We start from the raw sequence: 13,954 nt of genomic DNA, 5'->3' as shown, positions 1-13,954 counted from the left end.
TCAAACAGAGGAGTGTACAGGATTAATTGAGGAACTTATCACAAATTGCGGCGGAAGTTGATCAGCAGGTGCAGGAAATTTATCGCGGGCTGGAGCCGGTTGAATTCGCCAATCACCGTAAGGTGATCAATGCCTTTAAAGAAGCGAGGGTAAGCTCGCATCATTTACGGGGGTCGACGGGTTATGGATACGATGATGACGGCCGGGAAACCCTGGAAAGGGTATTTGCTCAAATTTTCGGAACGGAGGATGCACTGGTCAGGGGGCAAATAGTCAGCGGTACCCATGCCATCGCCCTTTGTTTGTACGGTATCTTAAACCCTGGTGACCTGCTTTTGACGGTGCAGGGAAAACCGTATGACACCTTGGAAAAAATAATCGGTTTTAAAGATAAACCGGCGGGTTCGCTAACCGGTATGGGGATACGCTACCGGCAGATTGAATTGTTGCCTGGCGGTGGATTGGACTGGGAGAGCATTGAACTTGCGTTGAAACAACCGGTAAAAATGGTATTGATTCAAAGATCTTGTGGCTACAGCACCAGGCCGTCCCTGAACATGGCCGGTTTAAAAAAGCTCTGCCGGTTCATCAAGTCAAGGCAACCAGAAACGATTATCTTTGTTGATAATTGTTACGGCGAGTTTGTGGAAGATACGGAACCACCGGAAAATGGCGCAGACATTATAGCCGGATCGTTAATTAAAAACCCGGGCGGGGGTCTGGCGCCCACCGGGGGTTATGTGGCCGGCAAAAGGAACCTGGTTGAGCTGGCCGCCAACAGGTTAACCGCCCCCGGCATCGGGGCCGATGTGGGACCGACGCTGGGCTGGCAAAGGCTGTTTTTTCAAGGGCTTTACCTGGCGCCGCACCTGGTCATGGAAGCATTGCGCGGCGCCATCTGGGGAGCGCTACTTTTTAAAAAATTGGGATTTGATGTTTTGCCCTCACCCGACGAACCCCGAACCGACATCATACAAACCGTAATATTAAAGTCGGCCGAACGGTTGGAAGCCTTTTGCCGCGGTGTTCAAGGAGCTTCCCCGGTAGACAGTCATGTGACGCCAGTACCGTCACCAATTCCGGGTTATAGCCATCCGGTTATCATGGCGGCGGGTACATTTGTGCAGGGAGCCTCACTGGAGTTTACCGCCGATGCGCCTATACGGGAACCATTTGCGGCCTATTATCAAGGGGGCCTATCCCTGGTATACACAAAAATCGGCTTGCTTGCGGCGGCCCGTGAAGTATTGCGTGGTGAAATAATTTGAACTTTAAGCAACTTGAAGCTTTTATTTGGGTTGCCGAGCTACAGAGCTTCACCCGGGCTGCCAGGCATTTGTACATGAGCCAGCCAGCCATCAGCTTCCAAATCAAAGCACTGGAAGAAGAGCTTGAGGTAACGCTTTTTCAGCGTAGTGAAAAAAGGGTATCTCTTACTCAAGCGGGCCGGTTGCTTTATCCCGAGGCGAAAAAAATGCTGGCCCATTATAATAATATTAAGGCCGGGTTGGATGCGTTGCGCGGCTTGAAAGCCGGCCACTTGCTCATTGGAGCCAGCACAATTCCGGGGGAATATCTTTTGCCGGGTTATCTCGGTATGTTTCGGCAGCAGTACCCGGGAGTGCGGGTTAATTTACGAGTAGCCGGAAGTGGGGATGTGATCCGGTGGGTTCAGGAAAGGGAAATTGATCTCGGGGTGGTTGGTGCGATCCAGAACGCGGATAATGTACAATTTAATGAATGGATTAAGGACGAGTTGGTTCTGATTGTACCACCCGGGCACCGGTGGAACGGCTCGTGGATTGATGTGTCCGATCTGATGGATGAAAAGTTTATCCTGCGCGAAGAAGGTTCCGGCACTCGTAAATCCATGTTGGAGATACTGGAAAGACACGGGTTAAACATAGAGAAGTTAAATGTCAACATGGAATTGGGCAGTACCAGATCGGTAATCAGTGCGGTGCAGGCGGGAATGGGAATTGGTTTTGTATCGCGCTGGGCCGTCGCGGATGCGCTCGAGGTTGGAAAAGTGGGGAAAGCAAACTTGTGCAATGTTAATCTTACCAGGAGTTTTTACCTGGCCCGCTATCACCCCGGAATTGCCAATTACGCCGCGGAAGCCTTTGAAAAAATGCTTTTACAGTCGAAAATTTAACTTAATAACATGGAGAGCGTGTTGCCGTTTATCTTGATTATAATAGCGGTTCTGGTGTTGTTTGTTTGTGGCCGGATGTATCAACCGACATCCCGAGAGTATTGATGGATTAGTCCAGAATGAGAAAAACTCCTTTTGCTCCACAATAAGGAGTTTTTTTATGCTTTTAGGAGATTATTCCCGGCTAAATTTATGGCCAGGGTTAAGGAAAAAGTACTGAAAGGCGCGCGTTAAAGGGAACTGATTTAGGGCGCGCCTTTCTTGTAGTTATTAAAGGATCGCCCGCGCCGCTATCTGCCGGTAACCGGGGGCCCTTCCGTGTTTGTTGAAGGGTTTTAAAACTTTCTTACAAGTCCCACAACCTTACCAAGAATTTTTACGTCTTTAACTAAAATGGGTGACAGGCGATAGTTTTCGGGTTGCAGGCGGATGTGGTCGTTTTCCCGGTAAAAGCGCTTGATCGTGGCCTCTTCCTCCAAAAGGGCCACCACAATGGCGCCGTTTTCCGCGTCTGGCTGGCGTCTCACCAGTACCAGGTCATCTTCTAAAATCCCGGCTTCAATCATACTATCACCCTTCACCCGCAGCATGAAAAATTCTCCCCGGCCGGCAAAATCAACCGGCAAGGGAAATACATCCTCCCGATTTTCCACCGCCAGCAGGGGAACGCCCGCCGCAACCCGCCCGAGCACGGGCACCATGATCATTTCCTTGAACTGTGAACCCTCGTCATCCAAAACCTCCATGGCCCTCGGTTTTGCCGGGTCTCTTCTTAAGTATTCTTTCTCCTCCAATTTACACAGGTAGTTATGTACCGTAGAGCTCGACTTTAGTCCAACCGCCTGACCGATTTCCCTTACGGAAGGAGGATAGCCCCTTGTTTGAATGTTATGTTTAATAAATTTCAATATTTCCTCTTCGCGCTGGTTTAATTTTTTATTCAATTTTTATGCACGTCCTTTCTCCAATTAATTTTTAATTATACCATAAATATTACAAGAGTAAACATTTGTTCGCGAAAGTTATTTTTTTATATTTTAGAAGGAATTGTGGGGAAATAGTTGAATTTATCAGAACATAAAAAAATTTATTTAATTTAGAAGGTGAAAAGTTGATGCAAAAGATAAAAGTTGCAATCATCGGTACCGGCGCCGATGGGGTATCGGTATATAATTTGCTAAAAGATATAGTGGGCATAGAGGTAACTTGTTTTTTTAGGATAGCCGGCGAAAATGAAGAATCTACCGGCAGTTTGGAAGACGGTAATATCAAAATCTATGACGGTCTTCAAAAAATCAACGATATTGCCGACCTCGATGTTATCATTAATACCGTCGAAGGAATTGAATTGGATAAATCAATCAGGGGAAAAGTTTCAGTCATTGATACCCGGGCTGTAAATTTAATGGTTCGCCTGTTCAAAGAAAAACAGGAATTCTTAAAAATTAAAAGAATCCAGGGAGAACTGTCCACTATATTAAATTCGGTCCAGGAGGCGGTGGAAGTAGCTGATAAGGATGGGTTGATCAAGTATGTTAACCCGGCTTTTGTACGTATCACAGGCATTCCGGCTGATCAAAGAATAGGTAAAAATGTTTTGGAAGTATCCCCGGATGGCGCGCTGGCTATGGTATTGCGAACTGGTAAAAGCGTTTTTGGTCACCGGACCAGGGTGGGGGGCAGCAATGCGGAAGTTATCAGTAATGCTTCTCCGATCATGGTAGACGGTAAATTAGAGGGAGCGGTGGTGGTATTTCAACACTTTACCGATGTCATGAAATTAATGGATGAATTAAGACAGAGCACTTCGATTATTGAAAACCTTTCCGATAAGTTCGGGCAGGTTACCACATGTAAGTATAGTTTTGCCGATATTCTGGGTGATAGCCCTGACTTGAAAAAATGTATTCAGGTGGCCGAACGGGCTGCACGCAGTAATACTACGGTGTTATTGCTGGGGGAAAGCGGCACTGGAAAAGAACTGTTTGCGCACGCCATACATCATGCCAGTTCGCGCCGCGATAAACCGTTCATCAAGGTAAATTGCGCGGCTATCCCGGAAAATTTGCTGGAAAGTGAATTTTTTGGCTATGCCAAGGGCGCTTTTACCGGTGCGGTTAAATCAAAAATAGGTAAGTTTGAACTGGCAAACGGAGGGACTATTTTTCTTGACGAAATCGGCGATATGAATTTAATGTTGCAGGGTAAATTGTTACGAGTGTTGCAGGAGATGGAATTTGAAAGGGTCGGCGGCAATCAAACGATACGTGTTGACGTCCGGGTTGTTGCCGCAACCAACAGGAATCTTCGAGAAATGATCAGGAACGGCAAATTCAGGGAAGATTTATATTACCGGTTAAATGTTGTGGAGATAACAATACCGCCGCTGAGGGTACGCAAAGAGGACCTGCCCGTACTGGTCAATAACTTAATCGTGAAATTAAACCGTAAACTGGGTAAGAAAGTCAAGGGTCTTTCCAGGGATGCGGAAGAAATATTGTACAGCTACGATTGGCCGGGTAATGTCCGTGAACTTGAAAACGTTGTGGAAAGGGTAATGGTTACGGTTGACGATGAAGTATTAACGAAAAGGAACTTTGTTCAGCACGTTAGCCAGTTTAAATCTTTACCGGAAAGGGATGTGGAACTGCTTCCTATTGACCAGATGGAACAAATATTGATCAAGAAAGCTCTGGCCAAGTTTGGAAACACTGTAGAGGGAAAAAGAAGGGCCGCCCAGGCTTTAAATATTTCTTTGGCCACGCTGTATAATAAACTTAAAAAAGCAAAGTATGAAAGTTCAAGCATTTAGAAAGGATTAAAAAAATTAGATACATAGTCAGTTGTTATTAGCTAAATAAAGTTCATTTTTTTTACAAGTTGGTTCTAAAAAATATAAATTTTGAATGATGCCTCAGGATATTGTATTTTTTATAAAAATAAGATGTGCTACAATTTTTATATTAGGTTGGTGCAGTAATGTTGGAATGGTTAGCTTGGCATTTTTTAAGATGGCACGGATATTGCGTGTATATTTTTTAATTATTCTATTTAAGGGAGGGGACGACCATTAAAACAATTCATAAGGAAGAGATAGCACGGGCTGTTGCCAAATTATGCAAGCAGGCCAATTACTACCTAGGCCAGGATATGACCGATGCTTTGCAAAAAGCATATGATCAAGAACTCTCCCTTACGGGCAAGGAAATAATTCAGCAGTTGTTGAAAAACGCGGATATTGCTCGTTCGGAAGAGGTCCCCATGTGTCAGGATACAGGTTTTGCTGTGGTATTTGTGGAATTGGGACAGGATGTTCATATTGAGGGCGGTGCCTTAGAGGATGCCATTAATGAAGGAGTACGCAGGGGTTATACCGAGGGTTATTTAAGAAAGTCCATTGTAGGCCATCCGCTTGAGCGCGTCAATACCGGTGATAATACACCGGCGGTGATTCATTTAAAATTGGTGCCGGGGAATAAAATGAAAATCACGGTAGCCCCCAAGGGTGGCGGCAGTGAGAATATGAGTGGCATAAAAATGCTTAAACCGGCTGAAGGGGTTGAGGGTGTTAAAAAATTTGTGCTTGACACCGTCAAGGCGGCCGGCCCGAACCCGTGCCCGCCCATCATTGTAGGAGTGGGTATTGGTGGTACCTTTGAAAAATGCGCCTTGCTGGCCAAGGAAGCGTTGCTCAGGCCGGTTGGTACTCCAAGCCACAGGCCGGAAATTGCCCGGTTAGAGCGTGAACTACTGGATGAAATAAACAGTACCGGGATCGGGCCACAGGGATTGGGTGGCCGTTTTACCGCTTTGGCCGTTCATATCGAAATATACCCCGTGCATATCGCCAGCCTGCCCGTGGCGGTTAATATAAATTGTCACGCCAGCAGACACAAGGAAATTGTTTTATAAAAAAGGATGTGGGTGTAATGACAATGACCAAAATAAAATTAACGACACCTCTTACCGATGACGTCGTTGAAAAATTGCGCATTGGACAACGTGTATTATTAAATGGCGTTATTTATACCGGTAGAGATGCTGCTCATAAAAAGCTGATAGAGCTTTTGGACACCGGGCGGGAACTTCCCATTAATCTCCGGGGGCAAATAATTTATTATGTAGGGCCTTCCCCGGCCAAACCGGGTAATATTATCGGATCGGCTGGACCAACCACCAGCGGTAGGATGGATGCTTACGCACCAAGGTTAATTAGTTTGGGGTTAAAGGGAATGGTGGGCAAGGGTAAACGGTCACCTGAAGTAGTTAAAGCAATGAGGCAGCATAAGGCCGTTTATTTTGCCGCTGTAGGTGGAGCTGCCGCATTGATCAGCAAATGTATCAAGGAATGTGAGGTGGTGGCATACCCGGAACTTGGCCCCGAAGCAATACACCGCCTGGTGGTGGAGGATTTACCCGTTATCGTCGTTAATGATACTTTAGGCGGGGATTTATATGAAGAAGGAACGAAAATTTATGCATCTAAATAACCGGCGCTGGGAGGTGAGCAATTTACGGATTAAAATGGTAGCGGTTGTTTACCGGTAACAGTCTGTTACAAAAGACCGCTTCAACCGGATATTCAATTAAAAGTACGAATTGAAAATAAGAAAATACTTCAGATATAGAGGGGGAAATGCTGTAGTGAAGCTCTTTGAATATATGGGTAAATCAATTTTTTCCACGTACGGGATTAAAGTGCCAGCCGGCAAAATGGTAACCAATCCTGACGATGCGGCAAAGGCGGCGCAGGAGGTCGGCGGTCCGGTGGTGGTTAAATCCCAGATTCTGACCGGAAAGAGAGGTAAGGGTGGTGGCATCAAATTTGCCGACAATCCGGAAGAAGCGAGGCAAGCGGCGAGTGATATTTTATCCATGACCGTGCAGGGTCATAAAGTGGAAAGGATTCTGGTGGAGGAAAAGCTTCAAATTGACAAAGAACTATACCTGGCCATCACCGTGGACGGGGCGGCCAAAAAACCGGTGATTATAGCATCGGCCCAGGGCGGAATGGATATTGAAGAAGTGCCCGATGATTATATCGTCAAGCAGCATGTGGACGTGTCCCTGGGTGTTTACCCCTACCTGGGACAGGAAATTTCCAGGCGTCTTGGACTTGCCGGGCAGATCAGCAAAGAATTCAAGCAGTTGCTGATTTTACTTTATAAGATATTCAGGGAAAAGGATGCCGAACTGGTTGAAATTAACCCGCTGGTAATCAGTGGTGATCGATTAATCGCCGCCGATTCAAAAATGACGATAGATGACGACGCGCTGTTTCGCCAAAAGGATATACCCTACGTTGAGGAGCGCACATCCATTGAGAAACAGGCGCATGATCTCGGCCTGGCTTTCGTGGAACTGGGCGGCAATATCGCCGTAATGGCCAATGGTGCAGGCATGTCCATGGGCAGCCTGGATACGCTTGTTCATTACGGGGGACAGCCGGCAAACTTCCTTGATGCCGGCGGCGGAACCGGTATGGAGGGAACGGCCAAAGCCATTGAACTGCTGCTGCAAACAAATCCCAAGGTAATATTTATCAATATCTTCGGGGGCATCACCAGGTGTGATGACGTGGCCAACGCGCTGGTTCAGGTTAAGAAAACCAGGGGAATACCCGTCCCGGTGGTAATCCGCCTGGTCGGTACCAATGAGGAGGAAGGGGTTAAAATCCTCCAGGAAAACGGCATGAACGCGTACAAAGTCATGCAGGAAGCTGCCGCCAAGGCTGTTGAGATAGCAAACGCCGGTTAACTAATAATCTTTATATTCCAAGCATTATATTCCAAGCATTGATTAAAGGAGTGTTATATATTGGCTATTATTATAAATGAAAACACCAACGTGATTGTGCAGGGGATTACGGGTAAACAGGGAAGATTTCACACCCGCCAAATGCTGGCTTACGGGACCAAAATAGTGGGCGGCGTTTCCCCGGGCAAAGGCGGGCAGGAAGTTGAAGGCATTCCGGTTTATGATACCGTTTACGAGGCTATGGAGAACGAGCGGGTTGACGCCTCCGTGCTGTTCATCCCGGCTCCATTCGCCAAAGACGCTGCATTTGAGAACATCACCGCCGGGGTTAAGGTGCTGGTTATTGTTACCGAACACATTCCCGTGCACGATGAAATGGAAATTATCGATCTAGCACGTAAAAAAGGAACAACGGTGGTGGGACCCAACACGTTTGGCATAGTATCCTCCGGGAAATGCAAAATTGGCATTCCACCCAACCAGTTTTTCGTGGAGGGGCCGATCGGAGTTGTAGCCCGCAGCGGGACCTTGACTTACGAAATTGTCGCTAACTTAACCGCCAATGGGTTTGGACAATCCACGGTAGTCGGGCTGGGTGGCGACCGGGTTGTCGGTCTTTCGTTTGTGGATGTGCTGGAAAAGTTTGAAAAGGACCCCGAGACCAAAGCGGTGGTTTTGGTGGGGGAAATCGGCGGTAATGCCGAAGAAGAAGCGTCCCTTTATATCAAGAAAATGACCAAGCCCGTTGTGGCTTACATTGCCGGTAAAAGCGCACCTCCCGGAAAACGAATGGGGCACGCCGGCGCCATTATTGAAAGAGGTAAGGGCACTTTTGGCGCCAAGGTGGAAGCTTTGCAATCCGCCGGGGCGAGTGTGGCCACCCTGCCCTTCGAAGTGCCCGAACTGCTGCGCAACGCACTTAAGTAACACCAGGTTGCTCGTGAAAGGAGGAGGTAAATTGTTTGAGAAGGAAACACTGGAGAAGATCAATGTAAATAAACAAAAATTTAATGAGAAACTTTCCAAGCTCAAGGAAAAACGCCCCGAACGGCAGCCGGAATTTGTGACGGATTCCGGGATTGAGATCAATACGGTTTATACGCCGGAAGACATAGCCCAGCTTGATTATGATAATGACCTGGGGTTTCCCGGCGGTTACCCCTTTACCAGGGGTGTTCAGCCCAACATGTACAGGGGCAGGCTTTGGACCATGCGCCAATATGCCGGATTTGGCACAGCTGAAGAAACGAATAAGAGATTTCGGTACTTGCTGGAGCAGGGACAAACGGGTCTCAGCGTAGCTTTCGACCTTCCAACGCAGATCGGTTACGATTCAGACGACCCGCTTTCCATGGGTGAAGTGGGCAAGGTTGGTGTAGCCATAGATTCCCTGCTGGATATGGAAACTCTTTTTGACCAGATCCCACTGGATAAGGTCAGCACTTCCATGACCATTAATTCACCCGCAGCCATTTTATTGGCGATGTACATTGCCGTGGCCGAAAAACAGGGCGTTAAACAGGAACAACTAAAGGGAACCATACAAAACGATATTATCAAAGAATATATCGCCCGGGGAACCTATATTTTCCCGCCCGAACATTCCATGCGGCTGATTACCGATGTTTTTGCCTATTGCGCCAAGTATGTTCCCAACTGGAACACTATCAGCATAAGCGGCTATCATATCCGGGAAGCGGGTTCCACCGCGGTACAGGAAGTCGCCTTTACGCTGGCCGACGGTATCGCTTACGTACAGGCTGCCATAGACGCGGGTCTTGACGTGGACGCTTTTGCTCCCCGGCTGAGTTTTTTCTTTAACGCCCATCTGAACTTCTTTGAAGAAATCGCCAAGTTCAGGGCGGCGCGCCGGCTTTGGGCCAAAATTATGAAGGAGCGTTTCGGTGCCAAAGATCCCAGGTCGATGATGTTGCGCTTCCACACACAAACGGCGGGTTGCACCCTGACCGCCCAGCAACCGGACGTTAATATTATGCGGGTTGCCTTCCAGGCGTTGAGCGCAGTTTTAGGAGGGACACAGTCTCTTCACACCAATTCCCGGGACGAGGCGCTGGCGCTACCCAGTGAAAGTTCGGTTTTAATTGCGCTGAGGACCCAGCAGGTTATCGGTTACGAAATTGGCGTGGCGGACACTGTTGATCCGCTGGCTGGCTCGTATTTTGTGGAAAAATTGACTGACGAGATTGAAAGAATGGCTTTAGAGTACATCAAAAAGATCGACGACCTGGGTGGAGCCCCTAAAGCAATCAATTTCATGCAGCGGGAAATCCAAAACAGCGCATACAAGTACCAGCAGGATATTGAAAGCGGCAAGAAAATCGTTATTGGTGTAAACAAATTCCAGCTGAAAACGGAACGGCCGAAGGACCTGCTCAAGGTCGATCCGGAAGTAGGTAAGAGGCAGGAAGCCAAGTTGGCTAAATTAAGAGCCGAGCGGGATAACGAAAAGGTACAAAAAATATTGCAACAAATAAAAGAAGCCGCTGCTACCGATGATAATTTAATGCCTTACTTTATTGAGGCGGTGAAGAACTACGCGACTCTGGGTGAAATTTGCGGTGTGCTGAGGGGAGTATTCGGTGAATACCAGCAGCAAATTGTTTTTTAGGCGAGGAGGAGTGCTTGGATGAGTGAAAAACCAATCAGGGTGTTGGTCGCCAAACCGGGTCTCGACGGTCATGACCGGGGCGCCAAAGTAATTGCGCAGGCTCTCCGTGACGCAGGGATGGAGGTTATTTATACCGGTTTGCGGCAAACCCCGGACCAGATTGTCGGAGCGGCGCTGCAGGAGGACGTGGATGTTGTTGCCTTGAGTTGTCTCTCTGGGGCGCATATGTACTTGTTCCCGGCCGTAGTCGAAGGGTTAAGAAAGCAAAACGCCGGGGATATTTTGGTACTCGGCGGAGGGATCATTCCGGATGAAGATATTCCTGAATTAAAGGAAAAAGGGATAGTAGAGATTTTTACCCCCGGGACAAGTACAACAGAGGTTATAAATTATATCCGACAGAAGATTGGCAGATCCTAGAAAAGGTTAGGATATATTATAAGAAAAGACTAATTTTCATTTTAACTAGGAGGTGTGGGGATGGTTAAAAAGATAGACCATATCGGCATAGCCGTGAAAGACTTAGCCGCGGCCAGGGAGTTTTATGAAAAAGTGCTTGGTCTTAAAGTTACCGAAGAAGAAATAGTGGAGGAACAGAAAGTAAAGGTGGCATTTATTCCTACCGGTGATAGCGAAGTTGAGTTACTGGAAAGCACTACCCCGGACGGGCCGATTGCCAAGTTCATTGAAAAAAACGGCGAAGGTATTCAACATATTGCCTTCAGGGTTGATAACCTGGAGGAAACTCTGACCCGGCTTAAAGCCAAGGGGATCAGGTTAATAGACGAAAAGCCGCGGCGCGGGGCAGGTGGCGCCAAAATAGCATTTTTACATCCCAAGGCTACATTCGGCACTCTGGTTGAACTTTGCGAGCGCGACTAGAGGAGGATTGATAGAATAATGGGTATGCATGATAAGTTGGAACAGCTTAAGGAACTAAGGGCAAAAGTACACTCGGGTGGCGGTGAAAAAAGAATCGCCAAACAGCATTCGGCGGGCAAAAAAACAGCTCGAGAGCGCATTAACTACCTCTTTGATCCTGGTACTTTCCGTGAGATAGATGTTTTTGCCGGTGATCCCGACCAGAACCCGGGCGAAGGCGTTGTTACCGGGTACGGCATGATCAACGGCAGAAAAGTATTTATCTACGCCCAGGACTTTACAGTGACCGGAGGCTCCCTCGGTAAAATTCACGCCCAAAAGATTTGCAAGGTTCTGGACTTGGCCATGCGGACGGGCGCACCCGTAATTGGTTTGAATGATTCCGGGGGGGCGCGGATCCAGGAAGGCGTTGATGCCTTAAACGGCTACGGTGAAATATTCTTCCGCAACACAATCGCCTCCGGGGTAATACCGCAACTTGCTGTAATTATGGGGCCGTGTGCCGGAGGGGCCGTTTACTCCCCAGCGTTAATGGACTATATATTCATGGTCAAGGAAACCAGCCAGATGTTTATCACCGGGCCGCAAGTAATTAAAGCCGTAACCGGTGAGGAAGTCAGTATGGAGCAACTGGGCGGAGCGCTAACGCATAACCAGACCAGCGGTGTTGCCCACTTTATGGGGGAAAACGAAGAGCATTGCCTGGACATGGTTAAGCAATTGCTGGGTTATTTACCGGACAATAATCGGGAAACACCGCCGGCTTGCCCAGCCAAAGAACCGGTTATCGACAGGGAAAAACTGTTGAATATTGTTCCGGACCAGCCTGTTTTGCCCTATGACGTTAAAAAGGTGATTAGTGCCGTAACTGACGGCAGCGAATTTTTCGAAGTATTGCCTTATTACGCTAAAAACGCCGTTATCGGCTTTGCCAGGATCGACGGGCAATCAGTGGGTATTGTAGCCAACCAGCCCGATTTTCTTGCCGGCTGCCTGGATATCAACGCTTCAGATAAGATCAGCCGCTTTGTGCGGTTCTGCGACGCATTCAATATACCAATAGTTACATTTATGGACGTGCCCGGCTTTTTGCCCGGAACCGCCCAGGAATTCGGGGGAATTATCCGGCACGGGGCCAAGATGCTTTACGCCTATTCGGAAGCCACGGTTCCCAAGGTAACCATAATCTTACGCAAAGCGTACGGCGGCGCGTACCTGGCCATGTGCAGCAGTTCCCTGCGTGCCGACATGGTTTACGCCTGGCCTACCGCCGAAATAGCGGTGATGGGGCCTGAGGGAGCGGTCAATATTATCTATAGGAATGAAATCGCCAAAGCTGAAAACCCGGCGGAGGAAAGAAACCGCCTGGTTCAGGAATACCGCGATAAATTTGCCAATCCCTATGTAGCCAGCTCCAGGGGCTTTGTGGACGATGTCATTGATCCAAGGGATACCAGGAGCAAAATAATTGACGCGTTAAAATTGTTGGCTACCAAAAAAGAGAGCAGGCCGTATAAAAAACACGGCAATATCCCTGTTTAGTACTGAGACGGTTGAAAATACTAAATGCGTAAAAAATTATGGGAGGGTTAAATGTTGAAAAGAAACAAGATCACCATTATCGGTTCGGGCAACGTAGGAGCCACTTGCGCGCACTGGGCAGCCACAAAGGAATTGGGAGATATTGTATTGATGGACGTCGTGGAAGGGGTGCCGCAGGGGAAAGGCCTTGATTTGCAGGAGGCCGCACCCATCGAGGGCTACGATATCAATATCATCGGGACCAATAATTACGAGGATACGGCCGGCTCGGACGTCGTTGTCATCACCGCCGGAATTGCCCGTAAACCTGGAATGAGCCGCGATGACCTGGTGAACACAAACATTAAAATAGTCAAGTCGTGTGCCGAACAAGCGGCTAAATACTCGCCCAACGCGTTTCTTATTGTTGTTACCAATCCCCTGGACGTGATGGTATATGCCGCTTACAAGGCCAGTGGTTTCCCACCCAACCGGGTGCTCGGCATGGCCGGCGTACTGGATTCCGCCCGGTTCCGGACTTTTATTGCCCAGGAGCTGGGGATCTCGTTCAAAGATGTAAGCGCATTCGTACTTGGCGGCCATGGCGACGACATGGTGCCACTGGTCAGATATAGTTACGCCGGCGGTATTCCCATAGAGAAACTGATTCCCAGGGAGCGCATTGAAGCCATTGTGGAAAGAACGAGAAAAGGCGGCGCGGAAATCGTAAATTACCTGAAGACCGGCAGCGCTTATTACGCACCAGGCGCATCCGTAATCGAAATGGTGGAGGCAATCTTGAAGGATAAGAAGCGGATTCTGCCTGTGGCCGCATATCTCCAGGGAGAATACGGGGAAAAGGATATGTATTTTGGTGTTCCGGCCATCATCGGTGGTGGTGGTGTTGAGAAGATTATTGAGGTTGACCTGACCGAAGAAGAAAAAGCCGCTTTGCAAAAGTCAATTCAAGCGGTAAGAAAAGTTATGGCCGTGGTTGATTAATTACCAGT

At 48.0% G+C, this 13,954-nt stretch carries 13 protein-coding genes; 12 read left to right on the top strand and 1 reads right to left on the bottom strand.

All coding sequences use genetic code 11. From position 1 onward, the window contains the following. Window positions 1-26 precede the first annotated feature (26 nt). Window positions 27-1,268, top strand: coding sequence for a methionine gamma-lyase family protein (locus IT084_RS10235; protein WP_195712766.1), 1,242 nt, complete (start codon window positions 27-29; stop codon window positions 1,266-1,268). After that, window positions 1,265-2,155, top strand: a complete 891-nt coding sequence (locus tag IT084_RS10230; protein WP_195712765.1) for a selenium metabolism-associated LysR family transcriptional regulator — start codon at window positions 1,265-1,267, stop codon at window positions 2,153-2,155. Before IT084_RS10235 ends, IT084_RS10230 begins: the two co-directional genes overlap by 4 nt. Window positions 2,156-2,490: 335 nt before the next feature. Here IT084_RS10230 and lexA read toward each other — a convergent pair whose 3' ends face one another. Then, window positions 2,491-3,099: a transcriptional repressor LexA gene (gene lexA, locus IT084_RS10225; protein WP_195712764.1), complete on the bottom strand. Its 609-nt coding sequence runs from the start codon at window positions 3,097-3,099 to the stop codon at window positions 2,491-2,493. A 170-nt stretch (window positions 3,100-3,269) separates the two neighbouring features. On the opposite strand from lexA, the gene IT084_RS10220 reads away from it, so the two are divergent. From IT084_RS10220 to mdh, 10 genes are all read left to right on the top strand, one after another. Then, entirely contained in the window at window positions 3,270-4,967 is a 1,698-nt protein-coding gene (locus tag IT084_RS10220) for a sigma-54-dependent Fis family transcriptional regulator (protein WP_195712763.1), read from the top strand. 257 nt (window positions 4,968-5,224) lie between these two features. After that, window positions 5,225-6,067 carry a fumarate hydratase gene (locus tag IT084_RS10215; RefSeq protein WP_195712812.1) on the top strand — a complete coding sequence of 281 codons (843 nt, stop codon included), beginning with the start codon at window positions 5,225-5,227 and terminating at the stop codon, window positions 6,065-6,067. Window positions 6,068-6,090: 23 nt separating this feature from the next. Continuing rightward, complete coding sequence (locus IT084_RS10210; protein ID WP_195712762.1) at window positions 6,091-6,645, top strand: Fe-S-containing hydro-lyase; 555 nt, start codon at window positions 6,091-6,093, stop codon at window positions 6,643-6,645. 154 nt (window positions 6,646-6,799) lie between these two features. Beyond that, window positions 6,800-7,912, top strand: a complete 1,113-nt coding sequence (gene sucC, locus IT084_RS10205) for an ADP-forming succinate--CoA ligase subunit beta (protein ID WP_195712761.1) — start codon at window positions 6,800-6,802, stop codon at window positions 7,910-7,912. A 60-nt stretch (window positions 7,913-7,972) separates the two neighbouring features. Beyond that, on the top strand, window positions 7,973-8,839 hold the full coding sequence (sucD, locus tag IT084_RS10200) for a succinate--CoA ligase subunit alpha (protein WP_195712760.1): 867 nt from the start codon (window positions 7,973-7,975) through the stop codon (window positions 8,837-8,839). Between the two features lie 31 nt (window positions 8,840-8,870). Beyond that, the gene (locus tag IT084_RS10195) at window positions 8,871-10,541 is read left to right on the top strand and encodes a methylmalonyl-CoA mutase (protein ID WP_195712759.1); all 1,671 of its coding nucleotides are present in this window, start codon (window positions 8,871-8,873) and stop codon (window positions 10,539-10,541) included. An 18-nt stretch (window positions 10,542-10,559) separates the two neighbouring features. Then, the gene (locus IT084_RS10190; RefSeq protein WP_195712758.1) at window positions 10,560-10,961 is read left to right on the top strand and encodes a cobalamin B12-binding domain-containing protein; all 402 of its coding nucleotides are present in this window, start codon (window positions 10,560-10,562) and stop codon (window positions 10,959-10,961) included. 60 nt (window positions 10,962-11,021) lie between these two features. Beyond that, window positions 11,022-11,423 (top strand): methylmalonyl-CoA epimerase, encoded by a 402-nt coding sequence (mce, locus tag IT084_RS10185; protein ID WP_195712757.1) that lies wholly within the window; start codon window positions 11,022-11,024, stop codon window positions 11,421-11,423. 18 nt (window positions 11,424-11,441) lie between these two features. Next, a complete protein-coding gene (locus tag IT084_RS10180; RefSeq protein WP_195712756.1) occupies window positions 11,442-12,965 on the top strand; it encodes an acyl-CoA carboxylase subunit beta in 1,524 nt (507 codons plus the stop codon). A gap of 54 nt (window positions 12,966-13,019) precedes the next feature. Beyond that, window positions 13,020-13,946 carry a malate dehydrogenase gene (gene mdh / locus IT084_RS10175; RefSeq protein ID WP_195712811.1) on the top strand — a complete coding sequence of 309 codons (927 nt, stop codon included), beginning with the start codon at window positions 13,020-13,022 and terminating at the stop codon, window positions 13,944-13,946. Window positions 13,947-13,954 lie beyond the last annotated feature (8 nt).

It is taken from the genome of Desulfallas sp. Bu1-1 (genome assembly GCF_015594625.1).
Classification (GTDB): domain Bacteria; phylum Bacillota; class Desulfotomaculia; order Desulfotomaculales; family Desulfallaceae; genus JADNRQ01.
The sequence above is the reverse complement of the archived record's forward strand: the minus strand, read 5'-3'. Positions and strand labels throughout refer to the sequence as shown.